This is a genomic window from Candidatus Eisenbacteria bacterium, assembly GCA_030017955.1.
Classification (GTDB): Bacteria; Eisenbacteria; RBG-16-71-46; order JASEGR01; family JASEGR01; genus JASEGR01.
This window is the reverse complement of record JASEGR010000032.1, coordinates 1-23054: the sequence shown is the minus strand read 5'-3', so window position 1 is coordinate 23054 and position 23054 is coordinate 1. Positions and strand designations below refer to the sequence as shown.

The following is a 23054-nucleotide window of genomic DNA, read 5'->3' as shown; positions in this document are numbered from 1 at the left end:
GTATTCAGGTTTGGGCCGCTGTAAAGACGGAGGGTTCTGCAAAACGGGAGGTACATTCTCTTTTCCTGCCGAGAACTTCGGAATAGTAACTCTCGATCCTTCCGGTGATTCGCTCCCAGGAATAAGAAAGGGCCTTTTTTCTTCCAAGTTCTCCCATGGCGGCTCTCTCAGCACCATTTCTGGCAAGATTGACTATCGCCTCCGCCAGAGAGCCGGGGTCCTTTGGCTTAACAAGGAGACCCTCCCTGGAATCAGTCACAACAGTTCTGTATCCAGGGATGTCGCAAGCGATAATTGGTTTTCCCGAAGCCATGGCTTCAAGGAGAACGATTCCGAAACTCTCGTTCCTGGTAGCAGGAGAACAGAATATGTCACACGTGGCATAGAACCTGGGCAAGAGTTCTCTGGAGATCTTACCGACAAAGTGGACATGGGGTTTTATGTGCCCATCGACCTTTTGGCCGAGAATTCTTCTCAAATATCCACCCCCAACGATTATCAATCTGACGTTTCCTCCAAGCTCTCTGAAAATTCTTGGCATCGCCTCAATCAGATTGCTCAACCCCTTCCTTGGGTCCAATCTGCCCACGAAAAGAAGATTGACTTTCCCGTCAAGAAACTCAGGAAGCGGCTCATTTGCGGGATGAAACCTGTTTGTATCGACGCCGTTTGGAATTATCACATATTCGCCGCCGAAATACTTCGCGATGAGCTCCCTGGCCGGCTCTGAGACGGCTATCTTTCCGACAAGGTTGGCGTGGTGCTTCCTGAGAAAGTGCCTGAAGAGCTGATATCCTCTACTTCTCTTTGCCGAGGAATGAAATGTGCCGACGACTGGACATGTGGCATTCATATTGGCAAAGAGCGGAAGCGTCGGGGCCAGAGGATCATGTACATGGAGTAAGTCAAAATTCTCGGACAGCAGGAAATCTCTGAGCCTCTCGCTTAGTTTTCTTCCCACCGTGAAATTGGAAAAAGATCCGTTGGACGGGATAAGAATGCTCCTGCCAATCCTGACTACATCCGGAAATTCTATCTCTTCTCCTCCGTTTGCCGGCATCCGTCCGGTTACTATCTTGACCTTATGCCCCAGTTCTCTGAGGAAATGAGAGGTGTAGTGCACGTGCTCGGTGACTCCCCCGTAGGTAGGATAGTAAGCTTGACTCACAATCGCTATCTTCACGAGAAGTCCTCTTCTAAGACCATACGCTCCTGAAAATGCACCATTGTCCGAGATGCTCGGCTACGTCTTTCTCCTGTATTGACACCACGTGCTCCGTAAGTTCTTCCGCCACTATGTCCTTTTCGCCCTGAGGAGCGTGCACAGGTGCCATGATGTCAATGGAAAACCTGAACCTTCCCCGCCTCACAACATGTGCCGGCACGATGGGAGCACCTGTCTTGATTGATAGGACGGCAGGCCCGCGAGGCATCAGGGTTTTTCGTCCAAAGAACTCTACCTCGAAGCCCGCGGAGTACAGGTTTCCGTCCACAAGAAGTACCACAATTTCGTTCCTGTTCAAAGCCAGAAAAAGGTCTCTGTATCCTTTTTCAGGCGAAATCACGTCTATTCCAAACCTCTCCTTCATATTTCTGACCTGAGGGGAAAGCCACTTGCCGAGCTGGGCGCCTGCTACTACATTGAGCTTGTAGCCGGACAGAGCAAGATATGTCCCGCCGATTTCCCAATTTCCGATGTGAGACGCGACTATTATCGCTCCCTTTCCCTCCGACAGTGCTGAATCCAGATTTTCAGATCCTTGCACGCTGACGTTATTGAAGATGGTTTCCCTTCCGACTGATGAAGTCCGGAAGAACTCGAAAAGGAAATAGTTGAAACTTGTGAAAATCTCTTTCCGGAGTTCTCTCACGCTCTTGCCGTTCTCAAGATAAGCATTTCCGGACTTGAGGATTGTCAGAAGGTTGGAATTGACTGCCTGCCTCCTGCGGGGAAAACAATAGATGTGAAAAGGCACAAGAAGCCTTGCCAGGAAGTATCCTGTCGTGAGCGGAATTAGAGAGGCAGTGGCAGAGGCAAGTCGGAAGAAGCTCCTCGAAAGCATCCGAAGCCATCCTTTCTGCTCAAAATACAACGGGAAGGTCCGCTTCTCATGCATCAGATTCAAGCGCTGGGGCCCAATGAAAAGGACGGTGTATCGGTGCACATAGGCTACGCATCCGGCGGAGGGATGTCAAGATTTTTATGGGATTGCGCGCAATCAATGCGATATTTTTGACAAGACGCCCGGAGTTTCATGTTGATGATGTATCTCGGTCTGTGAGATAATCCATTGTCACTGCCGGTGAATCTGTGGCAAAGTCTCCCGTCGCAGCTGCACTGATTGTCTGTTAGCGCCGAAGGCCTTTGGATCTTCGACCGCATAACCTCATCGTTTGCGAAGGAGTAAGCAATGAAAGCAGTCGCAAAAGAAAAGCCTTCAACGGATAAACCGTGGGAACGCGGCCTGCTGCTTGTCGAAAGAGAAACCCCTGTTGTCCGGAAGACGAATGATGTGCAGTTAAAGGTTGTTGCTGCCGGCATATGCGGGACCGACGTCGGCATTTACGAGTCAAAGGCTTCGATAAAGAACAACATGCTGATGCTGTCAACCCCCGACGTCGTTCTCGGCCACGAATTCTGCGGAAGGATCACCGATGCGGGACCCAAGGCCAGACTGCATTTGGCTGACCTGGTGATCCGGAAGGCAAAGCAGTACAAAGATATCAAAAGGTTCACCCGGAGCCGGACGGCAGCGCAGATTGCAGGAGACAAGACTTTCATTGAATTCCTGAATCAGCACTTTGTCAGTACGGCAGAGATGCACCTTACTTGCGGAGTTTGCACGCAATGTAAGCTGGGACAATATCATGTCTGCACGAATACCGTAATTCGGGGACTGCATGGTGACGGTGCCTTTGCCGGGTATATCGTGCTCCCTGCTGAGAATCTCTTGATCTTCAGGAATGGAGAGATACCGGAAGAGATTGTGGCTTTCATGGATGCAATCGGCAATGCAACGCACACGGTACAATCTCTGTCGGGAATCAAGGGGAAGACAGTTGCAGTACTGGGCGCCGGTACCATCGGATTGATGTCTGTGGCAATTGCGAAAGGGGCGGGCGCGAAGAAAGTTCTTGTCAGCGATGCATCCCACGGAGCTAACACACACGAGAAGCTGGAGAACACGCGTTTCAGAATCGCGCGGCTCCTGGGAGCAAGCGAGTGTTTCGACGTGTCGCTTCCTGAAGAGAGAGAGCTGTTTCACAAGGTTGCGAAAGAGCAAAACTCTGGCACTGGCGTTGATGTTGTTCTGGAAATGTCCGGCAGTTACAGCGCCTACGAGGATGCTTTCAAGATTCTCCGCATGGGCGGGGAGATTTCCCTGCTCGGACTGACAAACGGAACAACGCCTTTTGATTTTGCGAAAAACGTCATCTTCCCAGGTGTCACCATCCATGGTGTAATCGGGAGGCGCGTCTGGTCGACTTGGGATATGATGACGGATATTCTGAAAAAGGGCCTGGCACGGCGGTTCATGAGATCCGGTTTTATCACTCATCAGATCCGCCTTGAGGAATTCGACAGAGGTTTTCGGGCTATCGCAAACGGGGACGCCATCAAAGTCCTGCTGAGACCCTGAGTCCTCATGTTCAAGGGAATCGGCGTAGATCTCGTTGAGATAGAGAGGTTCAAGCACCTTCAGGATAAGGAAGAGTTTCTCGGCCAGATCCTGACCGAGAAGGAAATCCTGGACATTCGGGGAAGCGACAGGCAGGACTTCCTGCAGGCAAAGTTGTTTGCAGTGAAGGAAGCGGTCCTCAAGGCATTGGGCTGCGGTCTGCAGCTTGGCACTCACTGGCACGACATAGAGATATCCAGAGACCTGAAGGTGACTCTATCCGGCGCATTTGAGAGGGCGGCCAGGGCGAAGTCGGTCAAGAAGATTCACGTTTCAGAATCTCATTCAGAAGACTACGCGGCAGCTCTGGTCATTATCGAGTGATAACAAGAAGGGACCCCATGAGCAACATTGGTCCGTACGAGCAGAAATACAAGACTTTTGACTGGAATGCTGCATCTGAAGAATTCCAGTACGGTAAAGGCGGACTTTTCAACATTGGCTACTACTGCAGCGATCGAATCTGCGAGAAAGGGCTCGGGCAGAAGCTTGCCTTTCTTTGGGAAGGGTTCGATGGTCATGTCAGGAAGTTCACCTACGATGACATAAGGATCTGCAGCAACACTTTTGCCAAATTCCTGAAAGATATCGGTTTGAATGCCGGCGACAGAATTTGCATCTTCATGGACAGGATTCCCGAGCTCTATATTTCGTTCATAGGAATCCTCAAGATGGGCGGCATCGCCCAGCCCTTGTTCTCGGCGTTTGGAGACGAGGCTCTGCTCACCCGGCTTGATGATGCCAAGACAAAGGCGATCCTCACGACCAAAAGACATGCCGGAAAGGTAAGGAGAATAAGGAAACATCTCCCAGAGCTCGCCAACGTGTTAATTGTTGATGCAGATGATAAGGAGCCGGAAAAGGATGAAATCCATTTCTCCATGGAGAAGGCCGGGAGGGTCGAAAAGTTCGGCATCGTGAGCGTGGGCCGGGAAACGCCTTCAGTTCTCCATTACACATCCGGGACGACCGGCAGGCCAAAAGGAGCGCTGCACGTACACTCCTCTATCATCGCCCAATACATAAGCACAAAATGGGTGCTTGATCTTCAGCCGGATGATATCTATTGGTGCACTGCCGATCCGGGCTGGGTCACAGGTACGTCATACGGCATCATAGGCCCGTGGGCAAACGGCGTGACGCAGGTTGTTCTGGATGCGGGATTCAGCGCGCCGAAGTGGTACTCATTCATCGAGAAATACAAGGTGACAGTCTGGTATTCGGCGCCAACGGCAATTCGCCTTCTGATGAAAGACGGATTTGATGTTGTGAAGAAAAACGATCTTACGTCACTTCGTCATCTCTGCAGTGTTGGGGAACCCCTCAATGCTGAAGCGGTGATCTGGTCTGAGAAGGCGTTCGGCAAACCTTTCTACGACACTTACTGGCAGACGGAGACCGGTGCGATAGTGATTACAAATTTTCCGGGCATGAAGGTCAAGCCCGGATCAATGGGAAGGCCTTTTCCGGGGATAACGGCTGCCATCGTCAATCCCAAGACATTTGAACCGATAACGAATGCAGGCTCGGTCGGACTTATCGCGCTCAGACCGGGCTGGCCTTCAATGATGAAAGACTACTGGAACAACAGGGAAACATACGAGAACAAGTTCAAGAATGGCTGGTATATCTGCGGTGACCGGGCGAGTGTGGACGATGATGGATATTTCTGGTTCGTCGGCCGCGATGACGATGTCATCAACACGGCAGGTCATCTTGTCGGCCCCTTTGAGATCGAATCCGCACTGCTCGAGCACAAAGCAGTTGCCGAATCTGCCGCAGTTGGAAAGCCTGATGCGATAAACATGGAAGTAGTGAAGGCGTTCGTTGCACTCAAGCCGGGCTATGAGGCCGGCAGCGACCTGGAACTGGAAATTATGAACTTCATAAGGAAGAAACTGTCGCCGTTGGCAATGCCCCAGGAGATCGAGTTTGTAGAATCGCTGCCCAAGACAAGGAGCGGCAAGATCATGAGAAGACTCCTCCGCTCCAAGGAATGGGGCGAGGAGATTGGTGACACGTCAACACTGGAAAATGACTGAGTCAGGATCGTTTCATCATGCTCTCAAGGAGGGTCTATGGCTGAAGATTTGAAGAAACTGATAATTGACTATGTGAAGAAAGAGTATCTTGACGAAGATTCCGATGAGGAAGTGAACGAGAATACCAAACTTATATCCAGCGGCATTGTGGATTCGTTCTCAATGGTGTCGTTGAAGACATTTCTGGAAAAGAAATTCCAGGTCAAGATCCCGGATGAGAAGGCAACACCTCAGGCATTTGATTCGGTCAACAACATCCTCAACCTCTTGAAAGAATTCGGAAGATCCTGAAGGAGAGATTATGGCATACAGCGACAAAGCAAAATCGTTCTACGGCAGTGAACTGTCGACCATAAGGGGCGGCGGGCTGTACAAGGAGGAGAGGTACATCGAGTCACCGCAGGATGCAAACATAAGAGTCGAGTACCCGCTGGGAGCCCCGGTCAAGGAAGTAACAAACTTCTGTGCGAACAATTACCTCGGCCTGTCAAGCCATCCCGAAGTAGTTGAAGCCGCGCACAAGGGACTCGATGCGAGAGGCTACGGCATGTCCTCTGTTCGATTCATCTGCGGCACACAGGACATTCACAGGGAACTTGAGGACAAACTGACTCAGTTCCTTGGCACCGAGGACACAGTGCTTTTTCCGTCGTGCATGGAGGCAAATGCGGGGCTCTTTGAGGTCGTCCTGTCTCAAGACGACGCCATGATCTCCGACCGGCTTGTCCATGCATCAATTGTCGATGGAATGAGACTCTGCAAGGCCCAGCTCTACAATTACAAACACTCAAACATGGCACATCTTGAGGAGAAACTCCAGGAGACCCAGGGATGCCGTTTTCGAATGGTTATTACCGACGGCGTCTTTTCGATGGATGGCGATGTCGCGAAGCTCGATGAAATCTGCGACCTGGCCGATAGGTACGATGCAATGGTGATGGTCGATGACTCTCACGCTACCGGGTTTCTCGGGAAAAACGGCAGAGGAACGCATGAGCACTGCGGGACCGTGGGAAAAATTGATGCAATCACGACTACGCTTGGCAAAGCTCTCGGCGGCGCAGCCGGCGGCTGTGTGAGCGGCCGCAGGGAGATCGTCGAGCTGTGCCGTCAACGTGCACGGCCGTATCTTTTCTCAAATACTGTGCCGCCAGTGGTCGTCGCGGCGTCAATCAGAGTCGTTGAACTGATCTCGAAGTCAACAGAGCGGCGTGACAAACTTGAGGCAAATACCAAGTACTTCCGGGAGAAGATGTCCAAGGCGGGATTTGATATCAGGGAAGGTGTTCATCCGATCGTGCCGATAATGCTGTACAATGCGAAACTCGCCCAGGACATGGCGCGTGATCTTTATGAGGAAGGGATATATGTCATCGGCTTCTCCTTCCCGGTGGTTCCCCAGGGACAGGCAAGAATAAGAGTTCAGATTTCTGCCGTTCACGAAAAGGAGCATCTCGACAAGGCCATCGCAGCGTTCACGAAGATCGGCGCAAAGTACAATATCCTCGGAAAGAAGAAAGACGAAATCATCGCAGCGTTTGGTCTCTAAGAATTATTGTTGGTAAGATGGAGCGCCGTATGAAGAGAATCATCGCGGTATGCGCGGTTGGAGGATTGGTCTTTGCCAGCTTCTCTCTGGTGCAGGCAGAGAAGAAGCAGCTTGAGGGCAGTGTCAGCATTTCAGGGGCATGGGCACTCTATCCCATGGCTCTGAAGTGGGCCGAGGAATTCCAGAAGGCTAATCCGAAGGTGAAGATAGATGTCCAGGCCGGCGGGGCTGGAAAGGGGATTGCGGATGTTCTGGCAGGGATGGTTGATATCGGAAATGTCTCACGCGACGTTCACCCGGAGGAGATTAGCAGGGGAGCTCTGGCTATTGCCGTTACGAGAGATGGTGTTGTCCCCATGATCAGCGAGAACAACCCGTTCCTGGGCGAATTGCGAAAGAAGGGCATTAAGAAGGAACAATTTGTCGCCATCTGGATAACTGGCAAGCTCACGACCTGGGGTCAGGTCCTGGGAAACAACCAGAAGGCTGCCATCCACGTGTACACGCGTTCCGACGCCTGCGGCGCAGCAGATACCTGGGCGGGCTATCTTGGGAAAAGGCAGGAGGACCTTTCCGGCGTTGGAGTCTATGGCGACCCGGGCCTGGCCGATGCGGTCAAACGTGATCCTCTGGGAATCGGCTACAACAACATCAACTTCGCCTATGATGCCAAGACGTTGAAACCGGTGAGCGGGATAGTAATCGTGCCGATAGATCTTAACGGAAGCGGGCAAGTAGAAACGGCCGAGAGTTTCTACGCCACACGCGACCAGATCACTCAGGCCATCGTCAGGAATGCCTATCCATATCCTCCGGCCCGCGATCTCTATTTCGTGACCAAAGGAAAACCGGCAAAGAAAGCGGTGGCTGAATTCATAAGATGGGTTCTGACAGATGGGCAGAAATACGTTCCCGAGACCGGCTACATTGCTCTGAACAAGGAAAAACTGGCCCAAGGTCTGAGGAAAATAAGGTAGCCGGAGATCCGTGACCGGGGCGGTCCTTCTCCAATGGTAGATATTTGAGACTTTTCAAAGATTATATCGCCCGGAAAGTGATGGTCTTCCTGACCGTCATGCCAGGCCTTCTTGTTTTTCTGATGTTCGTCGGCCTGTTTCAGAAGTCGAAGGCGATCCTTGCCGTCAAGTCCTTCTCGGAACTTTTCCTCCACTCTTCCTGGCATCCCTTTAGCGGAGAGTTCGGCCTCCTTCCGTTCCTCATGGGCACTCTATGGGTGACCATGGTTGCAATGGTTCTGGCGGTCCCCATTTCTCTCCTCACAGCCATCTATCTCTCTGAGTACGCACCGAAGCTGGTTCGTGAATTCACAAAACCGATAGTCGATTTGCTGGCCGGAATTCCTTCCGTAGTCTATGGAGTCTGGGGGGTGTTGCTCATCGTGCCTCTTATCGGGAGGCATGTTGCTCCCGTTTTCGGAATCTACTCGTCCGGGTATTGCGTGCTCTCTGGAGGGGTGGTGCTTGCCGTCATGATTTTCCCAACGATCATCCATGTATCGCTGGAAGTCTTCTCGTCGGTCGAATATGGATTGCGGGAAACATCTCTCTCGCTGGGAGCCACGAAATGGGAGACCGTGAAGCATGTCGTTTTGAGAAAGGGACTGCAGGGGATTATCGCCGCGGTCGTCCTGGGACTGTCCCGGGCATTCGGCGAAACCATGGCGGTTCTGATGGTTGTCGGGAATGTTCCGAAACTCCCGAAGTCAATTTTCGATGCAGCATATCCGCTTCCGGCCCTGTTGGCCAACAACTACGGGGAAATGATGTCAGTCCCGCTTTATGATTCGGCTCTGATGCTGGCGGCTCTGATCCTGCTCATCGTCGTCCTCTTCTTCAACATCCTGGCCAGGTTCTTCCTGGTAAGAGCAGAAAGAAAGGCAGAATGACGGGCAGAAGGAAAATCGAAGAGAATATCTTCAAGACCCTGATGGTGGTTTCGACCGGGGTCGTCATCGGCTGCCTTCTTCTCATCGTCGGCGCCATCATCGTGAAAAGCCTCCCCGCACTCAAGCTTTCCATGATTACCCAGACGCCCAAAGGCGGCTACTATCTTGGAAAGGAGGGCGGGATTCTCAACGCCATCATCGGCTCTCTGTATCTCGCCTCGGGCGCAACGCTTCTAGCTCTCCTGCTGAGCCTCCCGATTGTGCTCTTCCTCAATCTGTACGCGAAGAAAACTTCTGCATTCTCCACCTTCACCCGTTTTTCGCTGGATGTTCTATGGGGAATCCCTTCAATTGTCTATGGGGCATTTGGGTTCGTCATCATGGTTTTTCTCGGACTCAGAGCATCTCTTCTGGCGGGCATCGTCACCGTTACTCTTCTTGAACTTCCAATCATGGCTCGAGCCATGGATGAAGTCATAAGGATGGTCCCGGGTGCTCTCAGAGATGCTTCATACTCTTTGGGGGCGACCAGGCTCGAAACCGCATTGAAGGTAGTTGTGCGTCAATGCCTTCCTGGAATCCTGACCGCTGTTCTGATCGCCTTCGGGAGAGGGATCGGAGATGCGGCATCGGTCATTTTCACCGCGGGTTTCAGCGACCGTATTCCCGCGTCTCTTCTGCAGCCGGCAGCCACTCTGCCTCTGGCCATTTTTTTCCAGCTGGGAACTCCGTTTCCCGAGGTACAGCAGAGGGCTTATGCCTCTGCCGCAGTGCTGACCGGGATTATTCTTCTGATTAGCCTGGCTTCGCGCATACTGATTAAGAAATACGCAAGACATACGATCAGGTAAAGAGGAAAAGATGGAATTCCAGACTCACATAAGCATTCAGAATCTCAGCGTGTACTACGGAGACCAGGCGGCGCTGAAGGATATCACTTTGGATATTCCTGACAGAAAGATTACGGTGATAATCGGACCTTCCGGCTGCGGGAAGACGACTCTTCTGAAATCGCTGAACAGGCTGCTCGATCCAATAGATGGTGTGAAGATCCAGGGCAGAATCCTGGTCGATGGAGAAGATATTTATGGTCAGAAGGTCGAAGTCACTCATGTCCGGAAGAAGATGGGTTTGCTGTCACAGAGACCTCAAGTCCTTCCAATGTCAATCTACGACAATGTTGCCTACGGACCTAGAATTCACGGGATGCGGGACAGGAGAAAGCTCAATCAGATCGTACAGCATCATCTGTCCGTGGCCGGTCTCTGGGATGAAGTTAAAAACCGGCTCAACCACCCGGCTTCAAGGCTCTCCGTCGGCCAGCAGCAGCGGCTTTGCCTCGCACGGGGGTTGGCGGTGGGACCCGAGATCATTCTTGGGGACGAGCCTACTTCGGCCCTGGACCCATTTTCCAGCCAGAACGTCGAGCGCAGGCTCGTCGAGCTGAAATCTGAATATACGGTTGTAGTCGTCACGCATATTCTGCGGCAGGCGAAGAGAATTGCCGATTACATTGCCTTTCTCTACCTCGGAGAACTTGTTGAGCACGGCCCCGCCTCAGAGATTTTTTCCAACCCCAAAGATCCAAAAACAAAAGCTTATCTTACCGGAGAAATCAGCTAGTGCACCGTAACATAAGTAAGTTGACATTCACATTGCCGCTGAACGGTGCACTGCTGGGGGTTTTAGGGGGTCGAGCCCGACCCCCTAAGGGGTTACAGTTGCGAAAGTTGCCGGTGGCAAGTTTCGAAACGTCATAGGGGCGATAGCCCCTGTGAAAGTGCTGGGGCACCGCATAATAAGTCCGTGAATTTATGTGACACAGCACTAGCAGCATAAGAAGGGAACTTTCTCCTTGAGATAGGGTAGTAGGCTATGGTACCCTGTCTCACTGAAGGAGGCGCCTATATGAAACAGCCTACTGCTCACAGGGAACAGCTGGAGTTCCTGCGGAAGATCGAGGGACAGGTCCGCGGGATCCAGCGGATGATTGAAGAGGAGAGGTACTGCGTGGACATCCTGAACCAGATGCATTCCGTGATTTCTGCCCTGGCGAGGGTAGAGGATAAGATTCTTGAGAAACATTTCGAGCACTGCGTGGCTGACGCAGTCCAGGGCAGGTCGGCGGTTCAGAGAAAGCAAAAACTGGCTGAAATAGTGCAATTGATCAACCGGTTCAGGAAGGCCTGATGAAAGGCGTCCGGGAGATGAGAAATGGGATTTTGGCCGCATGTTTGGTGAGTTTCGTTGCCGTTCTTGCCGGAAGCAATGCTGCGTTGTGCAGTGACCGGCTCTTCTACAAGGAGATGAACCTCGTCGGCGGCTATTCTGATAGGGAGGGTTGGATAGGAGAGAGCTCAACCCTGGCAAATTCAGTTGGCTTTGAGTATTTCAAGAAATTCTCAGGAGAGTACGGAGACTACTTGACAGTGGACCTGCAGATGCGGGCTGCCTACGACGGAAAGGAAGATCCCGGCCGTTTCTGGGGGCTGGAGATACACAATGCCTGGCTGGAACACCGTCTTGGCTATGCAGCGAAAATCAGGGCCGGACATTTCGACCCGTCTTTCGGCCTCGAGCCGCTGCTTGATACCCATGGAACTATACTTCAAACGTTAGCTATGAAGGACATCGGATTCACGAAGGACTGGGGAATTTCCCTGAGGGGTTCATTGCCCCGGTTCGACTATGAGTCATCGATACAGCTTGGCTCCGGTATGAGCGTGCGCCGGACGGACGGGAGTTTTCTGGCCACCGGCAGAATCGGCTCTCCTGCGAATGAGAATCTGCAGTACGGCTTTTCGCTTCTTTACGGGAGGGTTCTGGACTCTGAGGGAATGAGAACATTTCCACAGAATAAGCTCATGTCTTCGGATGTTGTACTGAAGAGAAGGATAGGCTTGGATGCGCAGTATTTGCTCGGCTCATACCTTTTCAAGACAGAAGTCGCATACGGCAAGAATGACGCCAAGGCCGTGCTCGGATACTCGACTGAAATAGACTACACATTTCAGAAGTACCAGAACTGGGAACTGGAGCTTCAGTTTCAGCCCTGGATAGGTGACTTAAGCAGCAGTGATTCTGACATCTCGACACTGACCCTGGGGACATCGTACAAGCTGAGCCAGAATGCAGCTCTCAGGGCGGCGGTTCTGCATGATTTCAACATGCCGGACGGAAAGGAAGACAACAAGGTTCTGGTGCAGTTCTACTGGTTTGCGTTATAAGGGGGCGTCATGGCAAGAATAATCCCCATCTTCCTGTTTCTGTGCACATTCTACGGGGACTCTCTCGCGGCGGTCGGCTGCGAGCTCAACGATCCGGACAGGGACGTGAAGAGATTGTTTCCTGAATCCACCGGATACCGGACTGACTTCATAACTTTGAAAGAAAGAGGCGGAGAGGCCCTGCAAAAAGAAGTTGAAGGGAAACTTGGGAGCAAATTCGACCCTATCTACGAAAGCCTGGATGTCCCCTATGCCTATTACACGATACTGAAAGACAAACAGGTAATCGGGTATGTCCACGGCGTGAATCAGAAAGGCAAGTACGGAGGTCTGCAGTTGATTCTGGCAACGGATCCTGCAGGCAAGATTGTCGGCTTCTACTACCAGAGAATATCATCCCCTGAGTCGCAGAAGTTCAAACAGAAGGCCTTTACCGGCAAGTTCATCGGTCTTAGCCTGGCTGACTTCTATGCCAAGGATAGTCGCGTGCCGAAGATCGCCGATCCAAGTAGGAACAGCTCCGAAGATTTCAAGGCGACTCTGCGAGGAATCAAGAAGAACCTCATTCTATTGGATGAGTTTCTTCTGGCTGGAAAACACGACAAGCATTATCAGACAGGAGGTAAGTAACATGAAGATCACACACATCTTTCTGCTCGGCCTGATGCTGTTCATGAGTCTAGGGGCAGCCGCCGGCTATGCCGGCACGCAGAAATACGGAGAAGCCATCTCGAATCGCCAGGTGACTCCGATAAAAGATATCCTGGCCAACCCCAAGGCATACGAAGGCAAAACGGTCACCATCGAGGGAAAGATTGCCACCGAGTGCACATCGGGCTGCTGGTTTTTCGTCAAGCTGGCCCGCGGGACCGCCTCCATCTATGTGGACATCGGAAAATCAGGATTCGCCATACCCCAGAAGAGAGGAAAAATGGTATTGGTAGAGGGCAAGGTCATTCTGGGTAAATCAGGGCCAGCCATACTGGGAAAAGGAGTTGAGATCAGATGAAGCTCTTATCCGTTGCCTTCAAGCATCTGAAGAGGAAGAAGCTTCGCTCTTCTCTGACCATCGGCGGCGTGGCCATAGCTGCTGCAGTACTGGTAAGTCTGGTGGGGTTTGATTCAGGATACCAGCGTGGCCTGACCAGAGACATTGACAAGATGGGGTATCAGGTCCTCGTGACTGCCAAGGGCTGTCCCTACGAGGCTGCTACATTGATGCTGAAAGGCGGGGGCGGTCTGCGCTACATGGAGCAGTCAGTGTACGACAAGGTCGTAAAAGATCCCCGGGTTGAGAAAATAACTCCGCAACTGGTCTCGACAGTCTACGACAAGGACAGGCAGGATGGCCAGGGCGGGCTTGCTATGTATCTCGGGATTGAAGAATCATATCTCAGTCTTAAGCCGTGGGTGAAATTCAAATCCGGAGGATGGTTTTCCGGGGACGACGCCGACGAAGTTATCTTTGGCTATGAAGCTGCCGAGTTCGAGCAGCGATCCGTGGGAGACGAGACTCTCGTCCCGAATATCAACAAGGTGCTCAAGGTGGTGGGGATTTTTGAGCGGACCGGCACGCAGGATGACGGTGTGATATTTATGCCTCTCAAGACAGCGCAGAGGATATTCGATCTCCCCGGAAAGCTGACCGGCGTAGGCATCAAGCTCAAGGACATCGGCACGCTGGCTGATTTCGAGGAAGGTTTGTACAACGAGCCGGGGATTCAGGTCATCAGCATGGCACAGGTGAGGGGAACGATTTTCAATCTGATTTCCTCGGCAAAGGTAATGACCAACTCGGTGGCGCTTATCGCCATTGTCATTGCGATAATCGGCGTCATCAATACAATCCTGATGTCGGTATTTGAAAGGACCAAAGAGATCGGCGTAATGAAAGCCATAGGCGCCTCAAGGCTGGATATCTTCCGGATTATCTGGGTGGAGACCACTCTCATCTGCGTCATCGGCGGCATCGCAGGAGATATCCTCGCGATTGTCGGCACGCGGGCAGTCGAGTATATCCTCAGACATATCTTGCCGTATGCGCCCGGTGGACAACTAGTCCTGATCACCTGGCCGCTATTGTTGGCTTCATTTGCCGGCGCCGTGATAATGGGTTTGATCGCCGGGGCCTATCCGGCATACCGCGCTTCATCCATGAGGCCGGTCGAAGCGATTAGATTGGGAGACTAGGTATGAATGAGACATTGATCAGGGCAGAGAGGATAACCAAAGTCTACCGGCTTCCTGCTGAAGAGATTAAAGCTGTCAGGGACATTGATCTGGAAATCCGTGCCGGAGAATTTGTAGCTATCATGGGCCCTTCAGGTTCAGGCAAGACTACTCTGCTTGATATTCTGGGCTGCCTGGACAAGATATCCGGCGGCAAGCTCCAGGTTCTGGGGAAGGACGTCTCGAACATCCCGGAAAATTCTTTGGTAAATGTGCGGCGAAGAAATATCGGCTTCGTTTTTCAGGAATTTCTGCTCATCCCCACTCTTACGGCTCTGGAGAATGTGGAACTACCTCTGCTGTTTGCCAGATCCCCGCAGGAGCGCGAAAAGGCAAAAAGCGTGCTTGAGAAAGTAGGCCTTGGACATCGGATCAATCACCTGCCGAAAGAGCTGTCCGGTGGAGAGAGACAGAGGGTGGCGATTGCGCGGGCACTGGTGACCTCCCCGAAGCTGCTTCTGGCGGATGAGCCGACAGGGAATTTGGACACCAAAAGCGGTCAGGAGATATTCGATATCTTCAGAGACCTGAATCAAAAGGATGGTCTGACCATAGTCGTGACCACCCACAACAATAAACTTGGCTCCCAGGCCAACCGTATCATCTATCTCAAAGACGGCGTCGTTGTCTCAAAAGAGGAATCGAGCTTGTACTCCTGACCCCTCACCTTAATCCTCTCCCCAACGGGGAGAGGTTGGTGAGGGGGGAGCGGAGCCAGCGAAAAGCCCAATCGCCGCTCAGGCTCCCCGTCACACTGCCCGTTCAACCATCTTGTACGTAATGCAGTCCCAGACGGGGCATATGAACGAGCACATGAGGCAGCCGACACATTTCTCTTCATCGACGACGGGCTTCCGGTCGCTTTTGAACTCAATCGCCTGGTGCCCGCCATCCATGCAGGTTATGTAACACTGGCCGCAGTTGACACACTTGTCGAGATCTATCTGACTCTTTGCTTCAACCCCGTGATTCAAGTCGGAAGGCGTGACCAGGTTTCTCAGCGCAAGCCCGACAATCTCCTCAGGCGATGAGAATCCCCTGTCCGCGAGATAATCGGTCATGCCTTCAATCATGTCTTCAACGATCCTGTATCCATACTGCATGATTCCTGTAGTGACCTGAATCGTTCTCGCTCCGACAAGCAGGAACTGGACTGCATCAAGCCACGTGTAGATTCCCCCGATTCCCGAAATCGGAATCTTCAGATTGAGATCCTGAGCCATCTCAGCCACGAACCGAAGGGCAATGGGTTTCACCGATGCCCCTGAATATCCGCTGATAATTGACTTGCCATCGACATTCGGCAGAGTGACAAACTTATCGACATCTATTCCGGTAATGCTCCGTATCGTGTTGATCGCAGAAACACCGTCGGCGCCTCCCCGTTTGGCTGCCATTGCAAGAGGAACCATGTCAGTCACGTTTGGAGTCATTTTTGCGACAACGGGTATGTTGACGACTCTCTTGCAGGAGCGAGTGAAAAGCTCTATCAGCGCTTCGTCCTTCCCGACGGCGGTCCCTGTTCCTTCCTGAGCCATCTGAGGACATGAGAAATTGAGCTCAAGCATGTCGGCACCGGCGCCCTCAACGCGCTCGGCAAGCTCAGCCCAGTCATCTTTTGTAAAGCCCATTATGCTTACCACGACGGCATGCGAAGGGTATCTCTTCTTGATTGCAGTGATGTCTTTCAATTCATCACTAAGAGGCCGGTCACTGATTTGCTCGACGTTCTGCAAGCCGGCGACCCTCTTTTCCTCCACATGATATGCATTCAGCCGTGGAGATGGATGGACTACCTTGAGTGCAAGTCCGAGGGTCTTGTAAAAGACCCCGCCCCAGCCGGTGTCGAATGCCCTGCTCACCATGTCATATGAAGCAGCGACAGGGGAAGAAGAGAGGCAAAACGGATTCTTGAATTTCACTCCGCAGTAATCAATGCTCAGATCTATTTTTTTCATATCCTTGCCCTTCCCTGAGCTCTAATGCACGTGTCAATTGCGGCAGCGGCCCTCTTCCCGTCGGCAACTGCCTGAACAACTGTCAAGCCGCCCCTTATGATATCTCCTCCGGCAAATACACCTTTGACAGAAGTCTGCATGGTCTTTTCATTGACCGCAATGTACTTGCCTTTTTTCTTAAGTGACGAATAGATTTCTGCATTCTTCTCCGACGGGCCCAGACCGATCGCCTGTATCACGGCTCCAACCTTCAGGGTGAAAGATGTTCCCGGAACTTGCCGGACATTGGACGGAAGGAAGTTATTTGGCTTGATCCATTCAGTCTCCACGCCCTTCACTCCTGTCACCTTGCCGCTCTTACCTCCGATAATCTCTGTTACCTGGCATTGAGGCTTGAAGATCAGGTGGTTCATCCTCGCGAGTTCGATATCATCCTTGCATGCAGGGAGCTCCTTGAGGGATTCGAGTGATATGGCATACACCCGATTCGCCTTGAGGGCCCTGCATGTTGCGGCAACATCCATCGCAACAGAGCCGCCTCCGATAATGGCGACGTTCTTGTCCCTCACGAGTTTTCCCGCAGCACCTCGAGCGCCTTCCGCTCTTACGGACTTTAGGAAATCCTTTGCAGTCGCGATAGCCTTAAGATTGATGCCTGGGACCGAAACAGCATACGGTGTCTGCAGGCCGACTCCGATGAATACTGCCTTGAAACCTGATTTCAAGAGTTTCGCTGCCTGGTTCGGACCTTTGACCTGCGATCTGGTTTTGAAACGAACCCCCAGTTTCTCAAGAACCGAGATATCTTTGAGAAATGTGACTTCCGGACAGCGGAAGGAAGGAACACCGTAACGCAGGGTTCCGCCGATTTCTTTCTCTGACTCGAATACGGTAACCTGGTAACCTTTTCTTGCGAGCTCATACGACGCGCTAAGCCCCGCAGGGCCTGACCCGATTACCGCGATTTTCTCTTTCCTTTGAGGGGGTTTCTCATCAAGACTCACCGCCATTCTTTTCCCATAGTCAACTGCGAATGCCTGTAGTCCTCCGATGTCTATGGGGATATCAATGCCTGTTCTCGAGCATTCTTTGACGCAGAGTTTTTCTGTTGGACATACAAGACCGCAGACACCGCCAAGAATATTGTTTTTGATAACGGTGCGCGCTCCACCCTTGAAATTGAGGAACCTTATCTGCCTGATGAATTTTCCAGGGTCAGTCTCGGAAGGACATCCCCGGCTGCACGGAGCGTCGTAACAAAGCAGACACCTTGCTGCTTCCTGGAATGCCTCCTGCAAACTCATCACCTCCGGCACCTGCTTAAGACTGGTGATGCTTGACAGTTCTTTCATGGGAATCCTCTCTTGCAAGTACGCGCCTGACAATCACCTGACGAAGATTACGCAAAGAATAGATGACTTTTCCGGAATTTTGAAGCACTTTCTTCCGCCATTTGCCCGGGTCAACCGTTGCCTGCGGGCCCGCGCCGGAACCGGTTCCTCGGCACGGGCTCGGCTGCGCTTCCGGTGCTCGCCGGCCCTTGCGCCGAGGCATATTTCGTGCTAATATTTAGTTTGGTTACCTTGCTGCCACTGCTTTGTCAGTGCCTCATACAGTAGTTGTGGAGATTTGGCGGCCTACTTCCCCAAAGGTAGGTCAATGGATTGGCTGTTTTTTTCGCGAGAGACGTTTCTCGCGGAGAAAAGGTGGTGAGAGTATGCGGAACAAATTCCTAGCTTTCCTCCTAGTCCTTGTTGTCGCCTTCATCTCAATTCTTGCTGAGGTAGCAGGGGCGGGCTGGCCTCCTTGCGATGGCAAGGTCAGGGCCGAGGTCGCTGGGACGACAATCATTGTCTACCATGACCAGGCTGAGTGGAATTGCTGTGCCACCATCGTGTTCGACCTTGTTCAGGCCCAGGACACCTTGAATGTCTGTGAGTTTGAGACCTTTACTGTTGGACCATGCCACTGTATTTGCTGCTTTGATCTGGTGACGAGAATAGAGAATGTTGCGCCCGGAACCTATTTGGTCAGAGTAGTTAACGGTGAGACAGGAGAGTTGTTTGGAGAACTCTGGGTTACTGTGGAGGGACTTCCGCAGGGTCAGTCTTCACTCAGATCCAGAGAGCAGAGTCCCTGCGGGGGCTGGAATACAGGAGTCGAACCACAAACCAATCCGACCTGGAGCCGCATCAAAGCCCTGTACCGGTAATCTGTTGGCGGCCGTAGTCAGGTATGGATAAGACGGGGGGAGGAGATTATTTCTCACCCCGTAGCAGAGCAATTCGCAATATTCGCTTACTTCGTCAGCTCTGTTACCTGAAGGCACTCCGGAAAATCCTACACCTCCCGGAGAGCTAGGGCCTCTTTCGCGGTGCGGTCGCGCATGGAGAGGGCGCCGGAGAAGCATTTCTGAACGCAGATGCTGCAGCCGATGCAGTGTTCGGCTGAGATGACCGGGTGCCGGTCGTCGTCGAGGGTAACGGCGAGGTACGAGCACCGCGTGCAGTTCCCGCAAGACATGCAGAGGTCGGCGTCCACTGACGAAATGCGCTTCTTCGACGAGAGCGCCATGAAGTCCGTGATAGGATCTGGAAGTGCGCAGCCGATGAGACTGGAAATCGACTTCATTCCACGTGCTGCCATCAGGTGAGACAAGCCAGAGTTAAGCTCGTCTAAATATCCATAGCCGTACTTCATTACCGCTGTACAGAACTGGACAGTCTTTGCGCCAAGCGCCAGGAAGTGAGCGGCTGACTTGTAGTCCATTGTGCCGCCGTTCCCAGAGACCGTGACACCAAGATTCGCAACACTTGCAAGCGTTAAGTTGCTGATAGGCGCGATGCCGGCGCCGCTCATACCGTACACAACTCCCTCTTCCCATTCCATCTTCCGGCCGGGACGGAAACCCATCACCGGAAAAGTGTTGGCAAGCGTCACGCCCGCCTTTTTTCCGGGATAGCGGTCGAGCACTTCGCGAACTGCCTTCACAATGACTGCGACCGAAGTCACTGCGCCGGTCAACTTGAAGAGTTTGGGAACGTCCGGGTCTGAGACCTGCATTATCCAGTCGATTATCTTTGCCGTGAGACGTGCATTCTGCGAAACTATGGCGCCTTCGGTTCCGTCGCCGCCTTGTGGACAGGAGAGGCTGTACTCAATTGCCATGACGCCCGCGGATTCGAGTTTGCGGGTGTTGGATTGCCAGCCCCGGCAATCGCTCTCGTCATCTCCAGTTACCGGACCGCCGGTGGAAGCTGCAACCAGCCGGTCCGGGTACTCCTTCACAAGCCGCTCAACTTCGCGGCAAACGCGGTCGAGCTGATGGCCTGATACATTATCGCAGTTTCCCCAAGTTTCCTGGTCGAAAGCAATCATGTAGTCGGCGGGAATGTGGATTGGCAAATTGTCGAAGGCAGTCTTCATGACTCCGCCTGCCCAGCCGGCATCGAAGCCCCGCTTCATCTGCTCGTAGCCGTCAGAAGGCGGTGCGGCAGAGAGAAGAAATGGTGAATGAATGCTTCGTCCGAAAAAATCCGTATCAAGTGGAACAGGGAGGTTGTTGTAGCCCGGCACCAGCACATAGCTCTTCCGCGGGCGATTGATTTCGGGCTCAGCTTTCCCGGTAAGGAACGCCTCGACACGGATAGCTGCATTCTTTCCGGAGGCCGATGCCTCAACCACAGTCGAAGGCCCGTGAATGCAATCACCTGCGTAGAAGATGCCTTTGTGTTTTCTGTGCTGCAGTCCCGGCCGCGCCCCGATCGCCACAATCACATGCCGGAAATCTGAGCGCCGCTGCTCCGTGCCTGGAACATCCTTCACCTTGCCCGGGTGGAACTTTATCCCTTCGGGGAGAGTAACCTTTCTTGTATTGATGCCTGAGATGCCCTTTGGCGCCGTGATGCCGGTCAGTCGCACGCGGCCGTTCACATGGATGCCGGTCTCCATGACCTCGGTGAGCTCCTTTGGAGTAAGCGGCATCTCGGAAAGTTTTTCAAGCGCGAACATTTCCACGCGCTCAGCACCGCGTTTCTTCGCAGTAATTGCGCAGTCAACAGCGGTCGGACCGCCGCCAACAACGGCTACCGCGCCTTTCATCTTGTACTTCGCCGGGCTTCTCAGATAGTCGAGGCCCGCCACTGCTGCATCTTCGCCGCGAATGCCAAGACGAATTGGCTCCCAGAGTCCGACTGCAACTACCACTGCTTCGAAGCCTTTCGAGAGAAGCTCTGCGGGATTCTGCACCTGGGTCCGCGGGAGGAACTTCACATTCGGAAGTGAAAGCACAAAATCAACATCGCCCCGAACGGAAGACCTCGGGAGCCGGCGTTCAGGTATGACGTTACATGCGCCGCCAGCGATTCGTCCGCGATCCATGATGTGGACCTCAAAGCCGCGCTGCGCAAGGTAAAAAGCTGCTGTAAGCCCGGCAGGGCCTGCGCCGACCACTGCCACGCGGCGGCCATTTGACGGAACTGGTTTCAGTTTCGGCATGACGCCAAGCGCTCGTGCCTTCTCTATAATTGTTGCCTGGGCGGCTGGGATCTCGATCGGCCGGTCAAAGAGTTTCCGCGAACACTCCGCCTGACAGAACCGATCTGGGCAAACCAGACCGCACACCGTGCCAAAGGGATTCATAGTCATGATCGCCGCCGCAGACCGCTTGAAATCAGCAGGGCTCCCCGACTTCGCGGCCACCAGGAAGTCGGCGGCCGAGCAGTGAGCAGGGCAAGCTTCCCGGCAGGGTTTCTCCTCACAGTAAACGCAGCGCGAAATCTCAGCCGTGAGCTGTGCGTCGGTGAGCAGCAGTCTCTTCTTCATGATCGTTAGTTCTCCGTAGTGAGTGGCAACCAGCGGGCTATCTGAGCCCGGCGAACCGCTTCCAGGTCGCGGGAGAAACCTTTGCTGCCTGCCGGCTCACGTTCTCCCAATCAATGGTCTTGAGTTCACCGTGCCTCATGAGAATCTTTCCATCCACAATTGTAGTGTCCACAGGTGCGGCGGCAACCCCGAACATAATGTGCCCAAGGACATTGTCGGGCCTGATAGGCGTGAACGGAATGTGATCCGAAATGATCATATCCGCTGGTGCCCCGATGGCAATGCATCCGAGGGCTTTCGCGAAGAAACGCGATGCTACTCTTGCATTGGTTTTGATCAGCATTTCAGCCACCTCGACAAAACCCACACGCGGATCGCGGTGTTCGTGGTGCTGCAGCCAGAGAGCTGCCCGCACCTCTTCGCACATGTTAGAGGTCATGCCGTCTGTACCGAGCGCAACCGTCACGCCACGCTTCTTCATGTCGATTATTCGCGCCGCGCCGACGGCATTGTTCATATTCGACTGTGAATTGTGAATAACAATCGTGTCAGTCTCGTGCAGGATATCGATCTCGCCATCCGAAACGTGGATACAGTGGACGGCGAGAGTCCGCGATCCGAGTGCACCGGCAGACTTCAGCCGTTCCACAACCCGAAGGCCATACTCGTGCTCGCAGTGCTCCTGATCCGCCTTGTCCTCAGCCACATGGATGTGGATGCCTTCGCCAAACTTAGCAGCCGTGCTAACGCAAGCGCCGAGTGTTTTCGGTCCGACAGTCATGCTCGCGTGAATCCCAACCAACCCGTGGAGACGGCCGCTCTTGTCGCTTTTCACTCGTCGGAGGAACGCAGCATTCTCATCGATTCCCTCACGCGCGCCTTTCTCTCCATTACGGTCAGTCACCTCATAGCAGAGAGAAGCGCGAATACCTGACTCAAGAACCGCATCAGCAATGCGATCGAGACTGCCGCGGATGAAGCCCGGGCTTGCATGATGGTCTATGATTGTGGTCGTTCCGGAGCGGATGCAGCGGGCAAGCGGGATGAGCGCGGAGTAGGTAACGTCTTCCGGTACGAGGGCGCGGTCAAGCTTCCACCAGAGGTGTTCGAGAATCTCCACGAAGTTCTCTGACGGCTCGGTGGAGATGCCGCAGGCAAATGTGCTGTAAAGATGGTGGTGGGCGCAGATGAAGCCGGGCATTATGACCCTCCCGCCTGCATTGAGGTATTCAGCGTTCGCATGCTTTTTCTTCAGTTCCTTGGTCTTGCCGATGTCTGCAACTGTGCCGTTGCCCACATAGACTGCTCCATCCTGAATGACCCGGTTGTCATCTCCAAGCGTGAGCACCACACCATTACCCAGGAGCATCTCCCTGCCTTGTGTCATATTATGTCTCCACGCAGAACCGGCCTGGCCTCCAGTCAGAGCACCAAACAATGGGATGAAAAAGCCGCGTTTCATCGTGAATCTTATCTCATTCTGATGGATAGTCAACACCTCGATGGCCGCCCGGGTTGCCAATCCATTGCACCGCGACCTGCTAATGTCGTGTCCCGGAAGTTCCTTGTCTATGTCTTTGCCCCGGGACACGACACTTTCATAGGGGCTTCTCGCCCCTCTGACGCTTCGGAATGCTCC

At 53.0% G+C, this 23054-nt stretch carries 22 protein-coding genes; 16 read left to right on the top strand and 6 right to left on the bottom strand.

Annotated features, from left to right (window positions below):
- Positions 1–4: 4 nt before the first annotated feature.
- On the bottom strand, positions 5–1183 hold the full coding sequence (locus QME66_06925) for a glycosyltransferase family 4 protein (protein MDI6808697.1): 1179 nt from the start codon (positions 1181–1183) through the stop codon (positions 5–7).
- Between the two features lie 13 nt (positions 1184–1196).
- Entirely contained in the window at positions 1197–2063 is an 867-nt protein-coding gene (locus QME66_06920) for a lysophospholipid acyltransferase family protein (GenBank protein MDI6808696.1), read from the bottom strand.
- A gap of 348 nt (positions 2064–2411) precedes the next feature.
- On the opposite strand from QME66_06920, the gene QME66_06915 reads away from it, so the two are divergent.
- From QME66_06915 to QME66_06845, 15 genes are all read left to right on the top strand, one after another.
- A complete protein-coding gene (locus tag QME66_06915; protein ID MDI6808695.1) occupies positions 2412–3641 on the top strand; it encodes an alcohol dehydrogenase catalytic domain-containing protein in 1230 nt (409 codons plus the stop codon).
- Positions 3642–3647: 6 nt separating this feature from the next.
- Complete coding sequence (gene acpS / locus QME66_06910) at positions 3648–4004, top strand: holo-ACP synthase (protein MDI6808694.1); 357 nt, start codon at positions 3648–3650, stop codon at positions 4002–4004.
- 17 nt (positions 4005–4021) lie between these two features.
- Positions 4022–5722 (top strand): acetate--CoA ligase, encoded by a 1701-nt coding sequence (acsA, locus tag QME66_06905; protein ID MDI6808693.1) that lies wholly within the window; start codon positions 4022–4024, stop codon positions 5720–5722.
- Positions 5723–5758: 36 nt separating this feature from the next.
- A complete protein-coding gene (locus QME66_06900; GenBank protein MDI6808692.1) occupies positions 5759–6013 on the top strand; it encodes an acyl carrier protein in 255 nt (84 codons plus the stop codon).
- Between the two features lie 10 nt (positions 6014–6023).
- Positions 6024–7271: a glycine C-acetyltransferase gene (gene kbl, locus QME66_06895; protein MDI6808691.1), complete on the top strand. Its 1248-nt coding sequence runs from the start codon at positions 6024–6026 to the stop codon at positions 7269–7271.
- A 29-nt stretch (positions 7272–7300) separates the two neighbouring features.
- Positions 7301–8248, top strand: a complete 948-nt coding sequence (locus QME66_06890) for a substrate-binding domain-containing protein (GenBank protein MDI6808690.1) — start codon at positions 7301–7303, stop codon at positions 8246–8248.
- A gap of 44 nt (positions 8249–8292) precedes the next feature.
- On the top strand, positions 8293–9177 hold the full coding sequence (gene pstC / locus QME66_06885) for a phosphate ABC transporter permease subunit PstC (protein MDI6808689.1): 885 nt from the start codon (positions 8293–8295) through the stop codon (positions 9175–9177).
- Entirely contained in the window at positions 9174–10028 is an 855-nt protein-coding gene (gene pstA, locus QME66_06880) for a phosphate ABC transporter permease PstA (GenBank protein MDI6808688.1), read from the top strand. The genes pstC and pstA overlap by 4 nt, the downstream gene beginning before the upstream one ends.
- A gap of 10 nt (positions 10029–10038) precedes the next feature.
- Entirely contained in the window at positions 10039–10800 is a 762-nt protein-coding gene (locus QME66_06875) for a phosphate ABC transporter ATP-binding protein (protein MDI6808687.1), read from the top strand.
- A 285-nt stretch (positions 10801–11085) separates the two neighbouring features.
- A complete protein-coding gene (locus QME66_06870) occupies positions 11086–11367 on the top strand; it encodes a metal-sensitive transcriptional regulator (GenBank protein ID MDI6808686.1) in 282 nt (93 codons plus the stop codon).
- On the top strand, positions 11367–12404 hold the full coding sequence (locus QME66_06865) for a hypothetical protein (GenBank protein MDI6808685.1): 1038 nt from the start codon (positions 11367–11369) through the stop codon (positions 12402–12404). The genes QME66_06870 and QME66_06865 overlap by 1 nt, the downstream gene beginning before the upstream one ends.
- A 9-nt stretch (positions 12405–12413) precedes the next feature.
- Positions 12414–13034: a hypothetical protein gene (locus QME66_06860; GenBank protein ID MDI6808684.1), complete on the top strand. Its 621-nt coding sequence runs from the start codon at positions 12414–12416 to the stop codon at positions 13032–13034.
- Between the two features lies 1 nt (position 13035).
- On the top strand, positions 13036–13413 hold the full coding sequence (locus tag QME66_06855; GenBank protein ID MDI6808683.1) for a hypothetical protein: 378 nt from the start codon (positions 13036–13038) through the stop codon (positions 13411–13413).
- Positions 13410–14594 (top strand): ABC transporter permease, encoded by a 1185-nt coding sequence (locus tag QME66_06850; GenBank protein ID MDI6808682.1) that lies wholly within the window; start codon positions 13410–13412, stop codon positions 14592–14594. The genes QME66_06855 and QME66_06850 overlap by 4 nt, the downstream gene beginning before the upstream one ends.
- A gap of 2 nt (positions 14595–14596) precedes the next feature.
- Positions 14597–15292 (top strand): ABC transporter ATP-binding protein, encoded by a 696-nt coding sequence (locus tag QME66_06845; protein MDI6808681.1) that lies wholly within the window; start codon positions 14597–14599, stop codon positions 15290–15292.
- A 90-nt stretch (positions 15293–15382) separates the two neighbouring features.
- Here the strand turns inward: QME66_06845 and preA are convergent, their stop codons facing one another.
- Together preA and QME66_06835 are read right to left on the bottom strand one after the other, a co-directional pair.
- Complete coding sequence (gene preA / locus QME66_06840; GenBank protein MDI6808680.1) at positions 15383–16591, bottom strand: NAD-dependent dihydropyrimidine dehydrogenase subunit PreA; 1209 nt, start codon at positions 16589–16591, stop codon at positions 15383–15385.
- Positions 16588–17943, bottom strand: a complete 1356-nt coding sequence (locus QME66_06835) for an FAD-dependent oxidoreductase (protein ID MDI6808679.1) — start codon at positions 17941–17943, stop codon at positions 16588–16590. Before QME66_06835 ends, preA begins: the two co-directional genes overlap by 4 nt.
- Before the next feature lie 365 nt (positions 17944–18308).
- Here QME66_06835 and QME66_06830 point away from each other — a divergent pair, with 365 nt between their 5' ends.
- Entirely contained in the window at positions 18309–18803 is a 495-nt protein-coding gene (locus QME66_06830) for a hypothetical protein (protein MDI6808678.1), read from the top strand.
- 128 nt (positions 18804–18931) lie between these two features.
- Here QME66_06830 and QME66_06825 read toward each other — a convergent pair whose 3' ends face one another.
- Complete coding sequence (locus QME66_06825; protein MDI6808677.1) at positions 18932–21415, bottom strand: FAD-dependent oxidoreductase; 2484 nt, start codon at positions 21413–21415, stop codon at positions 18932–18934.
- A gap of 37 nt (positions 21416–21452) precedes the next feature.
- The coding region (gene ssnA / locus QME66_06820) for a putative aminohydrolase SsnA (protein ID MDI6808676.1) at positions 21453–23054 on the bottom strand (1602 nt) is incomplete at its 5' end.

Excerpts from the sequence above, each read along its gene's own strand:
- QME66_06920 (MDI6808696.1), bottom strand. The coding sequence starts at position 2,063 with ATGCTTTCGAGGAGCTTCTTCCGACTTGCCTCTGCCACTGCCTCTCTA.
- QME66_06915 (MDI6808695.1), top strand. The coding sequence starts at position 2,412 with ATGAAAGCAGTCGCAAAAGAAAAGCCTTCAACGGATAAACCGTGGGAA.
- acpS (MDI6808694.1), top strand. The coding sequence starts at position 3,648 with ATGTTCAAGGGAATCGGCGTAGATCTCGTTGAGATAGAGAGGTTCAAG.
- acsA (MDI6808693.1), top strand. The coding sequence starts at position 4,022 with ATGAGCAACATTGGTCCGTACGAGCAGAAATACAAGACTTTTGACTGG.
- QME66_06900 (MDI6808692.1), top strand. The coding sequence starts at position 5,759 with ATGGCTGAAGATTTGAAGAAACTGATAATTGACTATGTGAAGAAAGAG.
- kbl (MDI6808691.1), top strand. The coding sequence starts at position 6,024 with ATGGCATACAGCGACAAAGCAAAATCGTTCTACGGCAGTGAACTGTCG.
- QME66_06890 (MDI6808690.1), top strand. The coding sequence starts at position 7,301 with ATGAAGAGAATCATCGCGGTATGCGCGGTTGGAGGATTGGTCTTTGCC.
- pstA (MDI6808688.1), top strand. The coding sequence starts at position 9,174 with ATGACGGGCAGAAGGAAAATCGAAGAGAATATCTTCAAGACCCTGATG.
- QME66_06875 (MDI6808687.1), top strand. The coding sequence starts at position 10,039 with ATGGAATTCCAGACTCACATAAGCATTCAGAATCTCAGCGTGTACTAC.
- QME66_06870 (MDI6808686.1), top strand. The coding sequence starts at position 11,086 with ATGAAACAGCCTACTGCTCACAGGGAACAGCTGGAGTTCCTGCGGAAG.
- QME66_06865 (MDI6808685.1), top strand. The coding sequence starts at position 11,367 with ATGAAAGGCGTCCGGGAGATGAGAAATGGGATTTTGGCCGCATGTTTG.
- QME66_06860 (MDI6808684.1), top strand. The coding sequence starts at position 12,414 with ATGGCAAGAATAATCCCCATCTTCCTGTTTCTGTGCACATTCTACGGG.
- QME66_06855 (MDI6808683.1), top strand. The coding sequence starts at position 13,036 with ATGAAGATCACACACATCTTTCTGCTCGGCCTGATGCTGTTCATGAGT.
- QME66_06850 (MDI6808682.1), top strand. The coding sequence starts at position 13,410 with ATGAAGCTCTTATCCGTTGCCTTCAAGCATCTGAAGAGGAAGAAGCTT.
- QME66_06845 (MDI6808681.1), top strand. The coding sequence starts at position 14,597 with ATGAATGAGACATTGATCAGGGCAGAGAGGATAACCAAAGTCTACCGG.
- preA (MDI6808680.1), bottom strand. The coding sequence starts at position 16,591 with ATGAAAAAAATAGATCTGAGCATTGATTACTGCGGAGTGAAATTCAAG.
- QME66_06835 (MDI6808679.1), bottom strand. The coding sequence starts at position 17,943 with ATGAAAGAACTGTCAAGCATCACCAGTCTTAAGCAGGTGCCGGAGGTG.
- QME66_06830 (MDI6808678.1), top strand. The coding sequence starts at position 18,309 with ATGCGGAACAAATTCCTAGCTTTCCTCCTAGTCCTTGTTGTCGCCTTC.
- QME66_06825 (MDI6808677.1), bottom strand. The coding sequence starts at position 21,415 with ATGAAGAAGAGACTGCTGCTCACCGACGCACAGCTCACGGCTGAGATT.